This is a genomic window from Streptomyces sp. NPDC055140, assembly GCF_053607285.1.
This window is the reverse complement of record NZ_JBSGTG010000002.1, coordinates 396,097-416,072: the sequence shown is the minus strand read 5'-3', so window position 1 is coordinate 416,072 and position 19,976 is coordinate 396,097. Positions and strand designations below refer to the sequence as shown.

Here is a 19,976-nt window from a genome sequence, read left to right as displayed (position 1 = left end):
GTGCGGTATGCAGGATTCCCGATCGCGGTGATCAGGAGGACGATGGAGAGGGCACGACCTGAACCGACAGCAAGGAACATGGAACCCGTGAAACGCCTGACTTGGCCGTCCTGGATGCCGGTCGACCCCTACATCCTGGCGCTCATAGGGACGGTGGGCCTCGCGGCGCTCCTGCCCGCGCGCGGTGGTGCGGCCGATGTCGCGTCCGGCGCCTCGACCACCGCCGTCGCATTCCTCTTCTTCCTCTACGGAGCGCGCCTGTCGACCCGCGAGGCGCTCGACGGGCTCAGGCACTGGCGGCTCCATGTGACCGTCCTCGCCGCCACGTTCGTCGTCTTCCCGCTCCTCGGCCTCGCGGCCCGCGGCCTCGTCCCTGTGGTCCTCACGCCGTCGCTCTACGACGGCCTGCTCTTCCTAACCCTCGTCCCCTCGACGATCCAGTCGTCGATCGCCTTCACCTCCATGGCCCGCGGCAACGTGCCCGCGGCGATCTGCGCGGGCTCCTTCTCCTCGCTGGCCGGCATCGTCGTCACTCCGGTGCTCGCGGCGGGCCTCCTCGGCAACAGCGGCGGTGGGTTCTCGGCGGACTCCCTCGTCAAGATCGTGCTGCAGCTGCTCGTACCGTTCCTCGCCGGGCAGTTCCTGCGTCGCTGGGTCGGCTCCTTCATCACGCGGCACAAGAAGGTCCTGAGCTACGTCGACCGCGGCTCGATCCTCCTCGTCGTCTACACCGCGTTCAGCGAGGGCATGGTCCAGGGCATCTGGCACCAGGTCAGCGCGGTGCGCCTGGGCGGGCTCCTCGTCGTCGAGGCGGTGCTGCTCGCCGTGATGCTGGCGGTCACCTGGTACGGCGGCAAGGCGCTCGGCTTCGGGCGCGAGGACCGCATCGCGATCCAGTTCGCCGGGTCGAAGAAGTCCCTGGCGGCCGGACTGCCCATGGCGAGTGTCCTGTTCGGGGCGCACGCGTCCCTCGCCGTGCTGCCACTGATGCTGTTCCACCAGATGCAGCTGATGGTGTGCGCCGTGATCGCCAAGCGCCGGGCGCTCGACCCCCTGGAACAGGTCAGCGCGGGGGAGAAGCGAGCCGCAGAGCCACGAACCGCGGCCGGTACAGCGACACGTTCCGGCTGACCTGCGCCTGCGCGGTGGCGGGCGCCGCGTCCAGCCAGTTGACGTCGTAGCTGAGCAGCACGCGCCCGTCACCACCGCCGAGCGCGGGGTGCGCCTGCGGGTTGTACGCGGCCGTGTCCTGCCGGAGCGCCCCGTCACGCGGCAGCGGCGCCTCGAAGCCCTTCGCGGGGCCGTGCCAGGGCCCGGTCGGCCTACATGCCCAGTAAGAGGTGACGCGGGTCAGGCCCGCGATGCCGGCGGCCATCGTGAACAGGACGTACGTACCGCCGTCGCGCACGACGGTGAACGCGCTGCCGACCCCACGCCGTTCACCGTCGCCGAGGACCGCCTGTGGCCGTGGAGCGCGCGTCCAGCGCGAACCGTCCCAGTAGCGCCACGCCCCCGGCTCGGCGAGCCGGCCGTGCGGCACCCGCGCGACATAGGCGCGGCGCGTGGCCCCCTGCCCGTCGTCACCGCCGAACACGTACGTCCATCCGCCCCGGTCGACGGCCGTCGTGCCGAACAGGACGCGCCGCGCCGGGTCCGGCACGCCCCGCTGGTCGAGGACCGTGGTGACGCTCTCCACGCGCAGGCCGGGCAGCGAGATCGTGGCGACCTCGGTGGCGGCGGGCATGCCGTAGATCCAGGGACCCGTCCCCGTCGTACGGGTCCACAGCAGGACGCGGACGACCTGCTCGGCGGAGCCGGGGGAGCGGGGCTCGACGCGGGCCGCGACGGGCCAGCGCCACTGCTGCGGCGCCGGGTCCGGGAACAGGGGCGCGGGGAGCGTGCGCTCGAGGGCGCCCGAACGGCCCATCACCACGGCCGAGTTGCGCACGAACGGCGCCGAGATGTCCCGCCAGGCGTGGGGCTGGCCCGCCGGGTTGGGCGGCGCGTGCACCTGCCCGAGATAGGTGTCGGAGAACAGCCACAGGACCCGCCCGTCCGGGAGCCGCACCGAGTGCGTGCCGTCGCCGCCCGTCCAGTCGTCGCCCCGCGACGCGTCGTCGCCGTAGCGGGCGAACGCCCCCGTGAGGCCGGGGTCGGCGGACCACGAGGCGACGGTGCGCGCCGCGCACGGGCGACCGCCCTCCCGGTCGTGGTCCGGGAGGGCGGTCAGCAGGGCGGCGGCGCACACCAGGGCCAGCAGCAGGCCGAGACCCGCCCCCACGCTCCTGCGGCGCACCGCCTCCGTGTCCGCGGGCACCTTTCGGACGCTAGTGGCCGCCGCGCACGCGGTCCATGGGCAACCACAGGACGGTGTCCGGGGTCACAGTGGTGATCGGGGTGTTGAGCTCCTCGTCGCTCACCGCCCGGTCCTGGATGCTGACTTCGTCGATCGCGCCGGTGAAGTGCGCCCGGCTGTCCAACCGTTCGCCCACGTGCACGCCGAACGGCGAGTTACGGCTGACGGAGCCCGGCACATCGGGCGCACCGACCGACGTCCCGTCGACGGCGAGCGTCAACTGTCCGCCGCCGCGCCGCAGTACGGCGTGGTGCCACTGGCCGTCGTTGTACGCGGCGGTGGTGCGCACCGAGGCCGTTCGCGGGGCCGCGGCTCCGTCCCGCGTGGTGATCAGGCCCGTGATGCGGTTGCTCGCGGGCTCGGCGCGCAGCCACACCTGCGGCTGCGTGGTGCCGATGCCGCCCATCCACAGCAGGGGCTGCTCACCGGTCGTGGCGGAGTAGCGGAACCACAGGGACGCGGTGAAGTCCTTCGTCCCGAGCGGTAGCCGGTCGCTGTACGGGAGCCGTACGGCGTCGTCCGTGCCGTCGAAGGAGAGCGCCCCGCCGAAGCGGCCGGCGGTCGGGGAGGCGCCGCCGAGCACGGCCGCGTCCCGCGCGTGGCGGGCCCGGTCCTCCGTCGTCGGGTCGGCGCCGCGGCGCGGCGTCAGCCAGCCCTCGGTGAAGCGCGCGAAGCGGATCTCGTCGCGGGCGTCGACCGCGCCGCCCTCGTACATGAGGCCCACGTGGTCACGGGTCGCCTGCACGAGGTCCGAGTAGCCGGACCAGTCGGTCGTCACCACGGTCGAGCGGTCGAAGCTGTCCCAGGTCCGTCCGCCGTCGTACGAGGACCGGATGGTCATGGTCCGGCGCCGGTCGGGGTCGCCGGGGCAGGCCAGCAGGAGCCGGTTGCCGGTGCGCAGGACCGAACCCTGCACCTGCGGGGTGTAGAGGTCGGGGATCGCCGTGAAGCGCCGCGTGAACGAGTCGCCGCCGTCCCGGCTCCATGTGTGCGTGCGGTGACCGAGGTCGGTGCCGTCCTGCTCGCGCCCCGACACGTACAGGGTGCCGCCGGGCAGTTCGGCGACGGTCATCTCGGACGGTTTCTGGCGGAAGGTGCCGTCGTCCGCGATCGGCCAGGAGTCCTTCGCGCCGACCCGCCAGTGCCTGCCGCCGTCGTCGCTGACCATGAGCGCGGCGTGGTTCGCGGTGACGCGACTGCCGTTCCAGGTCTCGGCGTTGACGGTGAAGACGAGCCGGCCGCGGTGGCGCCCCTGGGCGAGCTGGATGCCGTGCACGGGCCCGGTCGCGTACCAGGAGTTCCAGTCCTTCGGCAGGATCTCGTCGCTCAGGTCGCGCGGCGCCGACCAGGTGCGGCCGTCGTCGTCGCTGTACTGGAGGTGCGGGGTGCGGTCGCACGGCACGTCGCAGTTCTTTCCGTCCGTGCGGCCGGTGTTGTACGTCTCCGCGAGCAGGATGCGGCCTGTCCTGAGGTCGACCACCGGGGCGGGGTTGCCGTGCGTGTCACCGGCGCCCTCGTTGACGACCTGGAGCGGGCTCCAGGTGCGGCCGCCGTCCTCGGACCGCTTGACGACGATGTCTATGTCGCCCGCGTCGGAACAGTCGTTCGTCCGCCCCTCGGCGAAGGCGAGCAGCGTCCCCTGCTTCGTCTTCACCACGGCGGGAATGCGATAGCAGGCGTACCCGGGATCCTGGGAAGCCTTGAAGAGGACCTGCTGCTCGAACGGCGGCTGCGTCGCGGCCGCTCGGGCCGCCTGCGCCGCGCCGGCCGGTTCGGCGGCGTGCGCGGGCAGTGCGGCTCCGGCGGCGACGGCGAGCAGCGCGACGACGGATGTGCCCAGGGATCTCAGACGTACGCGGAGACTTGACGGCATGGTGCGGCCACCCTTCAACGGCTCATGTCAAGGCTGATGTCACGGATCATGCGTCTGGACATCAAGACATCCCACGTCCAATGTCCGGGTCACAGACGCTACTTGGGACGCTCGGCACGCCACAAGCACCGTGCATCAGGGGATCAGGACGACCTTGCCGAGATTGGCGCGCCCCTCGATGGCCTCGTGGGCCCGCGCCGCGTCCTCCAGGGCGGACTCCGCGTGCACCACGGGCCGCAGGGCCCCCTCGAAGAACAGCCGCCACAGCTCTTTGCGCCACCGTTCGTACGTCTCGGGCTTCCCTCGCGCGATGAGCGCCATCTGGAAACCGATGACCGGACTTGGCGCCCACCAGCAGGTCGTACGCCTCGACGGTGCCGCCGCCCGAGCTGTACGCCACGAGCCGCCCGTGCGGCGCGAGCGCCTTCAGGCCCGGCGTCAGCAGCTCGCCGCCCACCGCGTCCAGGACGTAGTCGACCGGATCGCCCCAGGTCTCGTCGCCGTAGATCACCACGTCGTCGGCGTCGAGTCCGCGTACGAACTCCGCCTTGCCGGGCCCCGACACCGCGCCCATGACCCGGGAAGCCCCGCTCGACGCCGCGAGTTGCACGGCCAGGTGGCCGACCCCGCTCGCCGCCGCCGTGACGAGCGCCGCCTCGCCCGGCTCGGGACGTGCGGCCTGCAGCGCTCCGTACGCCACGAGCCCGCTGCGGACCAGGGCCACCGCGTCGGTAGCGCTCGCGCCGTCCGGTACCGGTGACGCCATGGCGACGTGCAGGAGCGCGTAGTCGGCGTATCCGTGCCGGAAGACGAGGCCGGTGACGCGGTCGCCAGGGGCGTACTCCGTCACGCCGGGACCCACGGCCGCCACTTCACCGGCGATCTCGCCGCCGAGCGCGATGGGTTCGCGCGACTCCCGCACCTTGCGGACGACGGGCAGCGCGACGCTACGGCGGTGCGCCGCGGCCGCCGAGGACGCCAACGCCGCGCTCCTGGCCCCGCTTTCGGCCGAGGAGCGCGGCGCCCTCATGGGCATGCTGGGGCGGATATCCGGCGAGCCGGACACGTAGCAAAGAGGGATGTCGGGGCGTCGGCGCGTGGGGCCCGGCCGGCGCAGGGGGCGCTCCCCGCCGGATCCGGGCCCCGTCGCCGTGCCGCGGGGAAACCGGTCAGCCCTGGGCGGCCGCGGCCCGCAGGGCGATGCGGTGTTCTCCCGCGTACACGTTCATGTTGGGCCCGCGCAGGAAGCCGACCAGCGTGAGGCCGGTCTCGGCGGCCAGGTCGACCGCGAGCGACGACGGCGCGGACACGGCCGCGAGGACCGGGATGCCCGCCATCACCGCCTTCTGCGCGAGCTCGAAGGAGGCGCGGCCCGAGACGAGCAGGATCGCGCGCGACAGCGGAAGCCCGCCGCTCTGGAGGGCGCGCCCGACAAGCTTGTCCACCGCGTTGTGCCGGCCCACGTCCTCACGGATGTCGAGCAGTTCCCCGGCCTCCGAGAACAGCGCCGCGGCGTGCAGACCCCCGGTCCGGTCGAAGACCCGCTGGGCCTCGCGCAGCCGGTCGGGGAGGCTCGCCAGGAGCGAGGGCTCGATCCGGACCGGGGGAGTGTCGTCGATCGCGAACCGGGTCTGCGTACGCACCGCGTCCAGGCTCGCCTTCCCGCACAGGCCGCACGACGACGTCGTGTACACGTTGCGTTCGAGCGTGATGTCGGGGATCACCACACCGGGAGCGGTCCGCACGTCGACGACGTTGTAGGTATTCGATCCTCCCCCAGCGCCTGAAGGGCCTGGGGGGACCCCCAGAGTGGCCCCCGCGCAGTACACGATGCTCTGGAGTTCCTCCGTCGCGCCGAGGACGCCCTCGCTGACCAGGAACCCCGCCGCGAGCGCGAAGTCGTCGCCCGGGGTGCGCATCGTGATGGCGAGGGGCTTGCCGTTGAGCCGGATCTCCAGGGGCTCCTCGGCGACGAGCGTGTCGGGCCTGCTGGAGACCTGCTCGCCCCGGATGCGGAGTACCTTGCGTCGTTCCGTGACTCGTCCCATGTGTCGATCAGTCCCGGTTCTGTACGTGCTGATAGCCGAAGCGGCCCTTGATGCAGAGATTGCCGTGGGTCACCGGGTTGTCGTGCGGCGAGGTGACCTTGACGATCTCATTGTCCTGGACATGGAGAGTGAGGTTGCAGCCCACTCCGCAGTACGCGCACACCGTCGTCGTCTCCGTCTGCTCCGCCTCGTTCCAGGTCCCCGCCGCCCGCATGTCGAACTCCGACTTGAAGGACAGCGCGCCCGTCGGGCACACCTCTATGCAGTTGCCGCAGTACACGCACGCCGAGTCGGTCAGCGGCGCGTCGTGCTCCACGGCGATCCTGGCGTCGAAGCCACGCCCCACGACCGAGATGGCGAACGTGTTCTGCCACTGGTCACCGCACGCGTCGACGCACTTGTAGCAGAGGATGCACTTGTCGTAGTCCCGGACATACAGGTCGTTGTCGACGCGCGGCTCCTCGTCCACACGCGCCGCGTCCGGTCCGAACCGGTCGGGCTTCGCCTCGTACTCCTTGATCCACTCGGCGGCGCGCGGCGTCGTCGACAGGTTCACGGACGAGGCGAGCAGTTCGAGGACGACCTTGCGGCTGTGCCGGGCCCGCTCCGTGTCCGTGCGCACCTCCATCCCCGCCTCGGCCTTGCGCGAGCACGCCGGGGCGAGGGTGCGGGCGCCCTCGACCTCGACGACGCAGACCCGGCACGCGTTCTTCGGCGTGAGGGTGTCGCCCTGGCACAGTGTCGGGATGTCCTTGCCCGCGGCCCGGCAGGCGTCCAGGATCGTCGACCCCTCGGGCACCCGCGCCTCCTGCCCGTCCAGCGTGAACTCGACGAGGCGGCGCGGCACTCCCAGCGGTATGGCGGTCATTCGTACGCCCCCAGGCGGTCGATGGCGGATTCCACGGCGTTCCACGCGGTCTGCCCCAGACCGCAGATCGAGGCGTCCCGCATGGCCCGCCCCACCTCCCTGAGCAGCGCGATGTCACCGGCGGCCGCCGCGCCCGTCCGCTCGGCGATCCGGTGCAGCGCCTCCTCCTGCCGCACCGTGCCCACCCGGCACGGCACGCACTGCCCGCACGACTCGTCCCGGAAGAACTCGGCGATGCGCAGCAGGATGCGCGGCAGCGGCACGGTGTCGTCGACGGCAAGGACGACGCCCGAGCCGAGCGTCGTGCCGGCCGCGCGCGTCCCCTCGAACGTGAGCGGGATGTCCATCTCGTCGGCGCGCACGAAGCCGCCCGCGGCGCCGCCGAGCAGCACGGCCCGCAGGTTCTCGGGCTTCCCCGCGAGGCCGAGCAGTTCGCCGAGCGTCGCGCCGAACGGCAGCTCGTAGATCCCGGGCCGCTCGACGCTCCCGGACACGCAGAACAGCTTCGGCCCGGTCGACTTCTCCGTGCCGATCGCCGCGTACGCCTCGGCGCCCATGGTCAGGATCGGCAGCACGTTCACGAGTGTCTCGACGTTGTTCTCGGCCGTCGGCTTCCCGAACAGGCCCTTCTCCACGGGGAAGGGCGGCTTGGAGCGGGGCTCGCCGCGGTAGCCCTCGATGGAATTGAAGAGCGCTGTCTCCTCGCCGCAGATGTAAGCCCCCGCGCCCCGCCGGATCTCGATGTCGAAGGCGTAGCCCTGACCGAGCACGTCGTCACCGAGCAGCCCGCGGGCGCGCGCCTGCTCGATCGCGTTGCCCAACAGCCGTAGCGCGCGCGGGTATTCACCGCGCAGATACAGGTACCCCTTGTGGGCGCCGACCGCGTACCCGGCGATCGTCATGGCCTCGATCAGGGAGTACGGGTCACCTTCCATCAGGACCCGGTCCTTGAAGGTGCCGGGCTCGGACTCGTCGGCGTTGCACACCAGGTAGTGCGGATGGTCGGGCTGCGAGGCGGTGGCCTTCCACTTCACGCCGGTGGGGAAGGCCGCCCCGCCGCGCCCGACGAGGCCCGCGTCGGTCACCTCACGGATCACCCCGGCGGGCCCGAGCTCGAACGCCCGGCGCAGGGCGGTGTATCCGCCGTGGGACCGGTAGTCGTCGAGCGAGGAGGGATCCACGACGCCGATGCGGCGCAGCAGGGTGAGGCCGGGCTGCCCGGCCTGCGGGACGGCGAGGGAGGCGGGCGGTTCGGGCTCGGCGGCCTCGGGGGCGGAGGCGGCGAGGACGGCGGCCTCGGGGGTGGCGGGGGCTATGACGGCTGTCGTATGCGTTTTTTCAGCCCCGCCGGCGTTCGAGGAGTGGGGGTCCGGGGGCTGGCCGCCGAGGCCCGCCGCAGGCGAACCCGCCCGCACCACAAGCGCAGCCGGAGCCCGCTCGCACAGCCCCAGACAAGGACTCCGCTCGACCGAAACCCCACTGCCGAGCCCCAGCCGCCCCTCCACCCCCGCGCACAGGTCCGCCGACCCCTTTGCCGCGCACGCCACGTCCGTGCACACGTGCAGTACGGTCGCCGGGCGCGGTTTCACCGAGAACATCGAGTAGAACGTCGCCACCCCGTACGCCTCCGCCGGCGGCACCGTCAGCCGCCGGCACAGATAGTCGAGGGCGCCCTCGCTGATCCAGCCGACCCGGTCGTTGACCGCGTGCAGCCCCGGCAACAGCAGGTCCCGCCGCTCCCGCGCCGCACGTCCGCCGCGCGCCCAGCGCAGATCCGCGTCCGAACGGACCGTCGAGTCACCGAAGGCCGTTTCCCACGCCGACCCGGGCGGCCCGAGCAGCGCGTCCACCGCCTCCCGTTCCTCGTCGGTCGGCTTGCTGTCACCGAAGCGCAGATCCATTGCTCTCCTACGTGTTACGTTCCTAATGCCCCGGAAGGGGTCGGTTCGGGCTGGACCGCAACCCTCGGGTTGGAAGCCCCCGCCTTTCAGCGGGGAGCGGAGTCACGTCCTGCCTCAGCTCCTGATGGCCGCGACCGGCAGCTTCTCGATACGGATCGCCGAGGCCTTGAACTCCGCCGTCCCCGCGATCGGGCAGTTCGCCTCGATCGTCAGCTGGTTGGTGTCCACCTCGTCGGGAAAGTGCATGGTCATGAAGGCGAGGCCGGGCCGCAGCGCCGGGTCGACCCACACGGGCGCCACCACGACGCCGCGCCGCGACGACACCCGCACCTCCTCGCCCACCACGACGCCGTACCGCTCCGCGTCCTCCGGGCACAGCTCGACGTACTCGCCGCGCCGCAGCGGAGAGGCGTAACCCCCGCTCTGGACACCGGTGTTGTACGAGTCCAGGCGCCGGCCCGTCGTCAGGCGGATCGGGTACGACTCGTCCGTCAGGTCCACCGGCGGGTCGTGCGCGACGAGCCCGAAGGGTGCCGCGGGACCGCGCAGCGCCGCGTCCGACTCCCACAGTCTCCCGTGCAGGAAGCTCGAGGGCAGGACCTCCAGGTCGGGGCACGGCCACTGAAGGCCCTGGTGCTCCGCGAGGCGGTCGTACGTCATGCCGAAGTGGTCCGGCGACAGCGAACGCAGCTCGTTCCACACGGCCTCGGAGTCGGCGAACTTCCAGTCGTGACCGAGGCGCGCGGCGACCTCGCAGATGATGTCGATGTCCTCGCGGGCCTCGCCGGGCGGGGTGAGCGCGGCACGCACGCGCTGAACCCGCCGTTCGCTGTTGGTCGTTGTGCCGTCGGTCTCCGCCCACGCGGCGGTCGCGGGCAGTACGACGTCGGCCATCTCCGCCGTCTTCGTCAGGAAGATGTCCTGCACGACCAGGTGGTCGAGGGCCGCGAGACGGCGTATCGCCTGCTCGCTGTCCGCCTCGGACTGGGCGGGGTTCTCGCCGATGCAGTACACGGCGTGCAGTTCGCCGTGCTCCATCGCCTCGAACATGTCGGTGAGCGTCATCCCGTATCGCGGCGGGATCTCCGTGCCCCACGCCTGCTCGAACTTGACGCGGTGCGCGGCGTCGAGGATGTCCTGGAAGCCGGGCAGGCGGTTGGGGATGGCGCCCATGTCGCCGCCGCCCTGGACGTTGTTCTGCCCGCGCAGGGGCTGGACGCCGGAGCCGTAGCGGCCGACGTGCCCGGTGAGCAGCGACAGATTGATCAACGCCCTTACGTTGTCCGTGCCGTTGTGGTGCTCCGTGATGCCGAGGGTCCAGCACAGCTGGGCGCGCTCGGCGGTGGCGTAGGCGTGCGCGAGGTCGCGGATGGCGGCGGCGGGGATGCCCGTGACCTTCTCGGCGAGGGAGAGGGTCCACGGCTCGACCAGCTCGGCGTACTCGTCGAAGCCGGTCGTGGCCCGCTCGACGAACGCCCTGTTGTGCAGGCCCGCGTGGATGATCTCGCGCCCTACGGCGTGGGCGAGCGGGATGTCCGTGCCGACGTTCAGGCCGAGCCAGCTCTCCGCCCACTCGGCGGTCGAGGTGCGGCGCGGATCGACGGCGTACATCCGTGCCCCGTTCCTGATCCCCTTCAGGACGTGCTGGAAGAAGATCGGGTGCGCGAAGCGGGCGTTGGAACCCCACATCACGACGAGGTCGGTGTGCTCGACCTCCTCGTACGAGGAGGTGCCGCCGCCCGAGCCGAACGCCGCGGAGAGGCCCGCGACGCTCGGGGCGTGACAGGTGCGGTTGCACGAGTCGACGTTGTTCGTGCCCATCACGACGCGCGTGAACTTCTGTGCCACGTAGTTCATCTCGTTCGTGGCGCGCGCGCAGGACAGCATCGCGAACGCGTCCGGGCCGTGCGCTTCCTTGGTGCGCCGGAACCCGTCCGCCGCCCTGGCGAGCGCCTCGTCCCAGGTGGCGCGGCGGAACGGCGCGTCGCGTGAGTCCCGGACGAGGGGATGGGTGAGGCGGGTGTACGTCTTCGGGGTGCGGTCCCGCTTCTTCATGCCGCGCTCCTCATGCGGTCGGCGAGCAGATCCGAGATGGCGTGGACGGTGCGGAGCGTCGGGACCGGGACGCCGGTGATCTCCGCGAGTTCCACGACGGCCGCGAGCAGCACGTCGAGTTCGAGCGGTTTGCCGCGCTCCAGGTCCTGCAGTGTCGAGGTGCGGTGGTCGCCTACGCGCTCGGCCCCGGCCAGGCGCCGTTCGACGGAGATGTCCGGCCGGCAGCCCAGCGCCCCGGCGACGGCGAGCGTCTCGGTCATCATGATCTCGATGACCCGGCGCGTGCCGCCGTGCAGGCACATCTGCCGCATGGTCGCCCGGGACAGCGCACTGATCGGGTTGAACGAGATGTTGCCGAGCAGCTTGATCCAGATGTCACCGCGCAGCTCGGGCTCGACCGGGCACTTGAGGCCCCCGGCCTGCATCGCCTGACTGAACGCGAGGCACCGGTCCGACACCGAGCGGTCGGGCTCCCCGACGGAGAACCTGGTCCCTTCGAGGTGGCGTACGACGCCGGGGCCTTCGAGCTCCGTCGCCGCGTAGACGACACAGCCGATGGCCCGCTCGGGCGCGAGCACCGCACTGACCGCGCCGCCTGGGTCCACACTCTCGATGCGCTGCCCGTCGTGCGGGCCGCCGTGCCGGTGGAAGTACCACCAGGGGATGCCGTTCTGGGCCGCGATCACGGCCGTCGAGCTGTGCAGCAGTGGCTCGATGAGCGGCCCGCACGCCGCGTACGAGTTTGCCTTGAGGCCGAGGAAGACATAGTCGACCGGGCCGATCCCCGAGGGGTCGTCGGTCGCGTGGGCCCGGGCGGTGAAGTCACCACGGGGGCTGCGTACTTGGACGCCGTGCTGCCTCATGGCCGCGAGGTGCGGTCCACGGGCTACGAGATGCACGTCGGCGCCGGCGCGGTGCAGCGCGGCTCCGACGTAGGCGCCGATCGCACCGGCGCCGAGGACTGCGACTTTCACGATGGCGAGCTCCGTTCGGTCGAGGGCTCCTGCTCTCACGGGAGGAGAGTGCGGAGGACCGTCGGACTGTCGATGGAATATTGTCTACAGTATGGAAGATGGGCCGACAAGAGGTGGCGCATCGCATACCGTGTACGGATTCCGGTGCGTGCTCTTCCCAACTCCCGTGCGGCTCCCTAACGTTCGGGATCATGAGGCCCCCTGTCGCGCCAACCGGCTGGAGCCGCTGGCTCGTTCCGCCCGCCGCTCTGTCCGTCCATCTCTCCATCGGCCAGGCCTACGCCTGGAGCGTCTTCAAGCCCCCGCTCGAGTCCGCCATGCACCTCAGCGGTACCGAGAGCGCCCTCCCCTTCCAGCTCGGCATCGTGATGCTCGGCCTCTCCGCGGCCTTCGGCGGCACGCTCGTCGAGCGCAACGGCCCGCGCTGGGCGATGACCGTCGCCCTCATCTGCTTCTCCTCCGGCTTCCTGCTCTCCGCCCTCGGCGCCGCCACCGGACAGTTCTGGCTGATCGTCTTCGGCTACGGCTTCGTCGGCGGGATCGGTCTCGGTATCGGCTACATCTCGCCCGTGTCGACCTTGATCAAGTGGTTCCCCGACCGGCCCGGCATGGCCACGGGCATCGCGATCATGGGCTTCGGCGGCGGCGCGCTGATCGCCTCGCCCTGGTCCGCGCAGATGCTGGAGTCCTTCGGCGCCGACTCCTCCGGCATCGCCCTCGCCTTCCTCGTGCACGGACTCGCCTACGCCGTGTTCATGTCGCTCGGGGTGCTGCTCGTGCGGGTGCCCCGTACCGAGGGAGCGCCCAAGCCGGGGGCGCCCGCACCGCTCGAAGGGGTGCAGGTCTCGGCCCGCAGCGCCGTGCGCACCCCCCAGTTCTGGTGCCTGTGGCTCGTGCTCTGCATGAACGTGACGGCGGGCATCGGCATTCTGGAGAAGGCCGCCCCGATGATCACGGACTTCTTCAAGGACAGTGGCACCCCCGTCAGCATCTCCGCGGCAGCGGGCTTCGTCGCGCTCCTGTCGGCGGCGAACATGGCGGGCCGCATCGGCTGGTCCTCCGCCTCCGACCTGGTCGGCCGCAAGAACGTCTACCGCCTCTACCTGGGCGTGGGCGCCGTCATGTACCTGCTGATCGCCCGCTTCGGCGACTCCTCCAAGCCCCTGTTCATCGGCTGCGCGCTGGTGATCCTCTCCTTCTACGGCGGCGGCTTCGCCACCGTCCCCGCGTACCTCAAGGACCTCTTCGGCACCTACCAGGTCGGCGCGATCCACGGCCGGCTGCTCACCGCGTGGTCCACCGCCGGCGTGCTCGGCCCGCTGATCGTCAACCGGGTCGCCGACAGCCAGGAAGAGGCCGGCAAGCACGGTCAGGACCTCTACGGCCTGTCCTTCACGATCATGATCGGTCTGCTCGTCGTCGGTTTCGTCGCCAATGAGCTGATCCGTCCCGTCCATGCCCGCCACCACATCCCCGCCCCGAGGGAGGCCACCGATGACGCAGCCGCAGAGCGCCGGCAGTCCGCCTAGCCGCCGCACGCTCACCCTGTTCGCCTGGCTGTGGGTCGGGGTGCCGCTTGTGTACGGCCTGTACGAACTCGTGCAGAAGGCGAGGCAGCTCTTCACGGGGTAGACCGGGGCGGACCCCGGGCGCCGCAGGGTGATGTGGGGCACCCTCCAACCAGGGCGCCCCAATCCTGTCGCTTTACGTGCCCTCGTACCGGTGAGTCGCTCACCAGACTGGTGGATCCGCATCTCGAACACGAGGGGGCCCACCCATGACCGGTTCGCGCATCACCGCCGTAGGCCACTACCAGCCCGCCAGGGTCCTCACCAACGAGGGCCTGGCGGCCATGGTGGACACCGACGACGCGTGGATCCGCAGCCGCGTGGGCATCCGCACCCGTCACATCGCGGGGCCCGACGAACCGGTCGACGAGCTGGCCGCGCACGCCGCGGCGAAGGCCCTCGCGACGGCGGGGCTGATGGCGAGCGACATCGACCTGGTCGTGGTCGCCACCTCCACCGCCGTCGACCGCTCGCCGAACATGGCCGCACGCGTCGCGCACCGCCTCGGCGTGCCCTCGCCCGCCGCGCTCGACGTCAACGTGGTGTGCGCGGGCTTCACGCACGCGCTCGCCACCGCCGACCACGCCGTACGGGCGGGCGCCGCGACGCGCGCCCTGGTGATCGGCGCCGACAAGATGTCCGCCGTCACCGACTGGACGGACCGCACCACCTGCGTGCTCGTCGGCGACGGCGCGGGCGCCGTCGTGGTCGAGGCCTGCCCGCCCGGCGACGAGCCGGGCATCGGGCCGGTCCTGTGGGGTTCCGTGCCCGAGATGGGCAACGCCGTGCGCATCGAGGGCGAGCCGGCGCGCTTCGCGCAGGAGGGCCAGAGCGTCTACCGCTGGGCGACACAGCAGCTGCCGCCGCTGGCCCGCGCGGCGTGCGAGCGGGCCGGGTACACGCCCGCGGATCTGGCCGGTGTCGTCCTGCACCAGGCGAACCTGCGGATCATCGAACCGCTCGCCGAGAAGATCGGCGCGGTGAACGCCGTCGTCGCGCGTGACGTCGTCGACTCGGGCAACACATCCGCCGCCAGCGTCCCGCTCGCCTTCTCCAAGCTCGTCGAGCGCGGCGAGATCCGCAGCGGCCAGCCGGTGCTGCTCTTCGGATTCGGCGGCAACCTGTCCTACGCGGGCCAGGTCGTCCACTGCCCCTGAGCAGGCGTGATTTCGCGGCGTTCACGGGTGTGACGAGCCCAACTCCCGCCCCTACTGGCCATTGTGCTCGGTAGACTGTAGACGAAAGCCAATTCATACTGGCTTCTCCGTTGCACAGGAGGGGGACCGCGATGTTGTCCACAGGACTGCCGCAGGGGGCGGTGCCCAAGCTCGAGCGCCCCGGACCGCTGCGCGAGCGGGTCTACGAGGCGCTGCTCGAACTGATCACGACGCGTGCACTTCAGCCCGGCCAGCACCTGGTCGAGAGCGAACTCGCCGGGCACCTCGGGGTGTCGAGGCAGCCCGTGCGGGAGGCGCTCCAGCGGCTGAACACGGAGGGCTGGGTCGATCTCCGTCCCGCGCAGGGCGCCTTCGTGCACGAGCCGACCGAGGACGAGGCGGACCAGCTCCTCACGGTCCGTACGCTGCTGGAGGCCGAGGCGGCCCGCCTTGCCGCAGCGAACGCCGGCAAGCCCGGGATCACCGCGCTCGAAGAGCTGTGCGCCAGAGGTGAGCAGGCAGTCGCCGACGGCGACGTCGAGCTCGTCGTCGCCACGAACGCCGCCTTCCACGCCAAGGTCATGGAACTCGCGGGGAACGTCGTCCTGGGAGAGCTCGCCGGACAGGTCGACCGCCGCGTGCGCTGGTACTACCAGCCGGTGGCCCGCCAGCGCGGCAAGCAGTCCTGGATCGAGCACCGCGAGCTGATCGCAGCGATCGCGCAGCGGGACGAGGCACGCGCGACGGCGGTCATGCGGGCCCACACCGAGCACACCCGCGAGACGTACCACCGGCGCGACCGGTCGTAAGGGCCGTGCCGCCCACGGATCACGGTCGGGGCGCGCCTCTGGAGGGGGGCGCGGGACCGCTACATATGCGGCTCCGCCGCGTGGGCGCGACCAGCCACGGACATCCCAGCGCCCGAAGGAACGCCCCGACAGGCCCGCGTCTCAACGGCCAGCATCGCCACAAGGATCACGACGAGCGCGACGAGTTCCGCCACGGCGGCCACGTACGTCCCGAGCAGCGCCGAGCCGAGCACCACCGGCACGGCTGCCGTCCTGAAGGCCAGCGGGGAGAGCCGCATCGCGGTCCTGAACGCGACATCGCCGGCCAGGAACAGCGCGACACCGCCCGCGAGCGCGAGCGCGGGCCCGCTGTGCAGATGCTCGCCGAGGTGTCCGAGCGACTTCTTCACGCCCGCCGCGAGGAACGCGACGCCGAGCAGCATCGGCAGGAAGGCGTAGTAGTACGCGTTCATCGCGAGGCGGAACCGGCGCGCGGGCGACGTTGCCCGGAACGTCTCCTCGGCCGCGCCCTCGTCCCGTACGAAGTACGTCCACCACAGCGCGACCGCGACCGCCAGCGCCAGGAATGCTCCCCCGAACAGGCCCACCGTCAGCGGCTGGTCGCCGATGCCGATGCCGATCGCGATGACGGACTCGCCGAAAGCGATGATCAGGAGCAGGCCGTGGCGCTCCACGAAGTGCCCCGGCTCCAGTCCGCCGAGCTGACCACTGAGGTCGTCCGTCGTGCGCCCGCCCCGGCGGCGGGGGCCGATCTGGGCGAGGAACGGCGTCACGATCTGGAGCACGATCGCGAGCACCCACCACGCGTCGGCGGCGAGCCCGTGGAAGAACCCGGCCGTCGTCACGGCGAGCGCGGCCAGCGCGTTCGGCACCGCGTACCAGATCACGTCACGGCCGTGGCTGCGCGTGTACAGCGCGCTGTGCACCACGACCACGAGCAGGAACCCGAGGCCGAAGACCACGCCGCCGTCGGTGAAGGCGCGCGGGATGGCGAGCGCGCACACGAGGAACGCGCCCATCCCGACGATGAGCAGCAGTCGGCGTGAGGGCCGGTCGGGCGGCACCTGGTTGGTGAGGTAGGCGTAGGCGCCGTACATCCAGAACAGCACGACGAAGACGATGACGACCCGCCCCGCCGTGGCGAACGACAGGTCGTGCGCCAGCAGCACCGTGATCTGCGTCAGGGTGAAGACGAAGACGAGGTCGAAGAAGAGCTCCAGCGTGCTGACCCGCAGTTCCGCGGCGGGCTGCTCCGCTCTCCGCACGGCGGGCCGTTCCTCTCCCTGCTCCGCCGGCGCCCGCGTGCTCTCCGTCATTCCAACCCCCTTGTGACGTCCATCAGTTGTGCGAGCGACAGGCTACGCGGCCCCTCCCTCCCGGCTCTTTGTCCTGTCACTGGAGAAAGTCATGGGTAATTGCTGCGCAACTTCTTCCCACTCCCGGCAAGCACTGCTACGTTCCCCTCGAAAGCCCGAAGACGGGACGACAGGCGGCCCGGTGAGGCGGTGAGGGACACGTGAGACGCATGACGGCTCGACCCGCGAACGCGCACCAGGCGCGTCTGCTGCGTCTGCTGCGTGACGGCGGACCCAACTCCCGGGCCCAGCTGGGCGATCAGATCGACCTCTCGCGGTCGAAGCTGGCCGTCGAGGTGGACCGGCTCCTGGAGACGGGCCTCGTCGTGGCCGACGGACTCGCCGCCTCGCGCGGCGGGCGCCGTTCCCACAACATCCGGCTCGCCCCCGAACTGCGTTTCCTCGGCGTCGACATCGGCGCGACCTCGGTCGATGTCGCCGTCACCAACGCCGAACTGGAAGTCCTCGGGCACATCAACCAACCCCTGGACGTCCGTGAGGGACCGGTCGCCGTCTTCGAGCAAGTGCTCGCGATGGCAGCCAAGTTGAGGGCCTCCGGGCTCGCCGAGGGGTTCGACGGAGCCGGGATCGGCGTCCCCGGACCCGTCCGGTTCCCCGAGGGCGTGCCGGTCGCGCCGCCGATCATGCCGGGCTGGGACGGGTTCCCCGTCCGCGAGGCCCTCAGCCAGGAACTCGGCTGCCCGGTCATGGTCGACAACGACGTGAACCTGATGGCGATGGGGGAGCAGCACGCGGGCGTCGCCCGCTCCGCGCGCGACTTCCTCTGCGTCAAGATCGGCACGGGCATCGGCTGCGGCATCGTCGTCGGCGGAGAGGTCTACCGCGGTACGACGGGCAGCGCCGGCGACATCGGCCACATCCAGGTCGAGCCCGACGGACGCCAGTGCGCCTGCGGCAACAAGGGCTGCCTGGAGGCCTACTTCAGCGGCGCGGCACTCGCCCGCGATGCCGAGGAGGCCGCCCGCGAGGGCCGTTCCGACGAACTCGCGGCCCTGCTCGAAGGGGCCGGGAAACTCAGCGCCGCCGACGTGGCCGTCGCGGCGGCCGCCGGTGACGCCACCGCACTCGATCTCATCCGCGAGGGCGGCAACCGCACCGGGCAGGTCATCGCCTCACTCGTCAGCTTCTTCAACCCGGGCCTCGTGGTGATCGGGGGTGGCGTGACCGGCCTCGGTCACACGCTGCTCGCCGCCCTGCGTACCCAGGTCTACCGCCAGTCGCTGCCCCTGGCGACCGGCAACCTCCCCATCGTCCTGGGCGAGCTCGGCCCCACCGCCGGAGTCATCGGCGCGGCCCGCCTGATCAGCGACCACCTGTTCTCACCGGCGTAACACCGTCCGGCGTAACACCGCACGCGATCACCACACCAGTACGGCGTTCAGCTCCGCCCTGCCCTGACACCGGCCCGCACCCGCCGAGGGGAAACTCATGGCACCGGAACCACCCCTGCTCACCATGTCCGGCATCACCAAGTCGTTCCCCGGCGTCCGCGCCCTCGACGGCGTGGACCTGGAGGTCCTGGCCGGTGAGGTCCACTGCCTCCTCGGCCAGAACGGCGCGGGGAAGTCCACCCTCATCAAGGTCCTCGCCGGCGCCCACCAGCCCGACGACGGCACGATCACCTGGCGCGGCGAGCGCACGGTGCTCAAGTCGCCCATCGCCGCGATGCGCCTCGGCATCGCCACCATCTACCAGGAACTCGACCTGGTGGAGGGGCTGTCCGTCGCCGAGAACGTCTACCTCGGACATGAGCCGACCACCGCCGGCTTCGTGGTCCGCGGACGGGACGCCCGCACCACAACGGCCGCACTGCTCAAGCGACTCGGGCATGACGAGATCGGCCCCGGCACGCTCGTCGGTGACCTCTCGGCGGCCCAGCAGCAGATCGTGTCCATGGCCCGCGCGCTCTCCCACGACGTCCGTCTCATCGTCATGGACGAACCCTCGGCCGCCCTCGACCCGGACGAGGTCGACAACCTCTTCCGCATCGTCGACTCCCTAACCGCCGACGGCGTCGCCGTCGTCTACATCTCGCACCGCCTGGAAGAGATCCGCCGGATCGGCGACCGTGTCACCGTCCTCAAGGACGGCCGTGCGGTCGCGGGCGGACTGCCCGCGAAGGAGACGCCGACCCGCGACGTGGTCGCCCTCATGACCGGCCGGAACGTCGAGTACGTGTTCCCCGAGCGACCCGCGGGACCCCCGCTCGCCGAACCCGTCCTCACTGTCAAAGGCCTTTCCCGGCAAGGGGAGTTCGCGCCGCTCGACCTGGAACTGCGGCCCGGCGAGATCGTCGGCCTCGCGGGCCTCGTCGGCTCGGGACGCTCCGAGATCCTGGAGACGATCTACGGCGCGCGCAAGGCCAGTGCCGGACAAGTCGTCGTCGACGGACAGGTGTTGCGGCCCGGCAGCGTACGCGCCGCCGTCCGCGCCGGTCTCGGCCTCGCCCCCGAGGAGCGCAAGGCGCAAGCCCTCCTCATGCTGGAGTCCGTCACCCGCAACGTGTCGGTCTCCTCCATGTCCCGTTTCTCGTACGGAGGTTGGCTCGACCGCGGCAAGGAGCTCGACGCCGCGCGGGCCGCGACCCGCGAGCTGTCCCTGCGCCCCGACAACCCGTCCGCGCCGGTGCGCACCCTCTCCGGAGGGAACCAGCAAAAGGCCGTCCTCGCCCGCTGGCTCCTGCGCGGCTGCCGCGTCCTCCTCCTCGACGAGCCGACCCGAGGCGTGGACGTCGGCGCCCGCGCCGAGCTCTACGCCGTCATCCGCCGCCTCGCCGACGACGGCCTCGCGGTCCTCATGGTCTCCAGCGAGGTCCCCGAGGTCCTCGGCCTCGCGGACCGGGTCCTGGTGCTGAGGGAGGGCGCGGTGGTCCACGAGTCGGCGGCGGCGGACCTGGACGAACACAGAGTGCTCGACCTGGTCCTCGCCGGGGGCCGATAGGGGCGCCGGGCCGCTACATATGCGGCTCCGCCGCGTGGGCGCGACAAGCCC

At 71.5% G+C, this 19,976-nt stretch carries 15 protein-coding genes and 1 pseudogene; 7 read left to right on the top strand and 9 right to left on the bottom strand.

Going from position 1 to position 19,976, the window contains the following annotated elements:
• Positions 1-87 precede the first annotated feature (87 nt).
• A complete protein-coding gene (locus tag ACWFR4_RS05675) occupies positions 88-1,131 on the top strand; it encodes a bile acid:sodium symporter family protein (RefSeq protein ID WP_453651012.1) in 1,044 nt (347 codons plus the stop codon).
• Here ACWFR4_RS05675 and ACWFR4_RS05670 read toward each other — a convergent pair.
• The 8 genes and pseudogenes from ACWFR4_RS05670 to ACWFR4_RS05635 all read right to left on the bottom strand — a co-directional run bounded on the left by ACWFR4_RS05670 (position 1,064) and on the right by ACWFR4_RS05635 (position 12,075).
• On the bottom strand, positions 1,064-2,317 hold the full coding sequence (locus tag ACWFR4_RS05670; RefSeq protein ID WP_453651010.1) for a hypothetical protein: 1,254 nt from the start codon (positions 2,315-2,317) through the stop codon (positions 1,064-1,066). The two genes, ACWFR4_RS05675 and ACWFR4_RS05670, sit on opposite strands and share 68 nt — an antisense overlap.
• 10 nt (positions 2,318-2,327) lie before the next feature.
• Positions 2,328-4,229: an exo-alpha-sialidase gene (locus ACWFR4_RS05665; protein ID WP_453651008.1), complete on the bottom strand. Its 1,902-nt coding sequence runs from the start codon at positions 4,227-4,229 to the stop codon at positions 2,328-2,330.
• A 135-nt stretch (positions 4,230-4,364) separates the two neighbouring features.
• Positions 4,365-5,175 (bottom strand): annotated as a pseudogene (locus ACWFR4_RS05660) (quinone oxidoreductase family protein); the annotation flags it as partial.
• 223 nt (positions 5,176-5,398) lie between these two features.
• A complete protein-coding gene (gene fdhD / locus ACWFR4_RS05655) occupies positions 5,399-6,277 on the bottom strand; it encodes a formate dehydrogenase accessory sulfurtransferase FdhD (RefSeq protein ID WP_453464324.1) in 879 nt (292 codons plus the stop codon).
• 7 nt (positions 6,278-6,284) lie between these two features.
• A complete protein-coding gene (locus ACWFR4_RS05650) occupies positions 6,285-7,145 on the bottom strand; it encodes a 2Fe-2S iron-sulfur cluster-binding protein (RefSeq protein ID WP_453464327.1) in 861 nt (286 codons plus the stop codon).
• Complete coding sequence (locus ACWFR4_RS05645) at positions 7,142-9,046, bottom strand: NAD(P)H-dependent oxidoreductase subunit E (RefSeq protein WP_453651006.1); 1,905 nt, start codon at positions 9,044-9,046, stop codon at positions 7,142-7,144. Before ACWFR4_RS05645 ends, ACWFR4_RS05650 begins: the two co-directional genes overlap by 4 nt.
• A gap of 114 nt (positions 9,047-9,160) precedes the next feature.
• The gene (locus tag ACWFR4_RS05640; protein ID WP_453651004.1) at positions 9,161-11,101 is read right to left on the bottom strand and encodes a molybdopterin oxidoreductase family protein; all 1,941 of its coding nucleotides are present in this window, start codon (positions 11,099-11,101) and stop codon (positions 9,161-9,163) included.
• Complete coding sequence (locus tag ACWFR4_RS05635) at positions 11,098-12,075, bottom strand: 2-dehydropantoate 2-reductase (protein ID WP_453464333.1); 978 nt, start codon at positions 12,073-12,075, stop codon at positions 11,098-11,100. The genes ACWFR4_RS05640 and ACWFR4_RS05635 overlap by 4 nt, the downstream gene beginning before the upstream one ends.
• A gap of 191 nt (positions 12,076-12,266) precedes the next feature.
• Between ACWFR4_RS05635 and ACWFR4_RS05630 the strand changes: the two genes are divergently transcribed.
• The 4 genes from ACWFR4_RS05630 to ACWFR4_RS05615 all read left to right on the top strand — a co-directional run bounded on the left by ACWFR4_RS05630 (position 12,267) and on the right by ACWFR4_RS05615 (position 15,609).
• Positions 12,267-13,604, top strand: a complete 1,338-nt coding sequence (locus tag ACWFR4_RS05630) for an OFA family MFS transporter (RefSeq protein ID WP_453651002.1) — start codon at positions 12,267-12,269, stop codon at positions 13,602-13,604.
• Entirely contained in the window at positions 13,570-13,707 is a 138-nt protein-coding gene (locus ACWFR4_RS05625) for an MFS transporter small subunit (protein WP_453464339.1), read from the top strand. The genes ACWFR4_RS05630 and ACWFR4_RS05625 overlap by 35 nt, the downstream gene beginning before the upstream one ends.
• A 145-nt stretch (positions 13,708-13,852) precedes the next feature.
• The gene (locus ACWFR4_RS05620) at positions 13,853-14,800 is read left to right on the top strand and encodes a beta-ketoacyl-ACP synthase III (protein WP_453464341.1); all 948 of its coding nucleotides are present in this window, start codon (positions 13,853-13,855) and stop codon (positions 14,798-14,800) included.
• Positions 14,801-14,931: 131 nt separating this feature from the next.
• On the top strand, positions 14,932-15,609 hold the full coding sequence (locus ACWFR4_RS05615) for a GntR family transcriptional regulator (RefSeq protein ID WP_227298245.1): 678 nt from the start codon (positions 14,932-14,934) through the stop codon (positions 15,607-15,609).
• 59 nt (positions 15,610-15,668) lie between these two features.
• Here the strand turns inward: ACWFR4_RS05615 and ACWFR4_RS05610 are convergent, their stop codons facing one another.
• Positions 15,669-16,925 carry a low temperature requirement protein A gene (locus ACWFR4_RS05610; RefSeq protein ID WP_453651001.1) on the bottom strand — a complete coding sequence of 419 codons (1,257 nt, stop codon included), beginning with the start codon at positions 16,923-16,925 and terminating at the stop codon, positions 15,669-15,671.
• Positions 16,926-17,134: 209 nt separating this feature from the next.
• Here ACWFR4_RS05610 and ACWFR4_RS05605 point away from each other — a divergent pair, with 209 nt between their 5' ends.
• Positions 17,135-18,316 (top strand): ROK family protein, encoded by a 1,182-nt coding sequence (locus ACWFR4_RS05605; protein ID WP_453650999.1) that lies wholly within the window; start codon positions 17,135-17,137, stop codon positions 18,314-18,316.
• 97 nt (positions 18,317-18,413) lie between these two features.
• Entirely contained in the window at positions 18,414-19,925 is a 1,512-nt protein-coding gene (locus ACWFR4_RS05600; RefSeq protein WP_453650997.1) for a sugar ABC transporter ATP-binding protein, read from the top strand.
• Positions 19,926-19,976 lie beyond the last annotated feature (51 nt).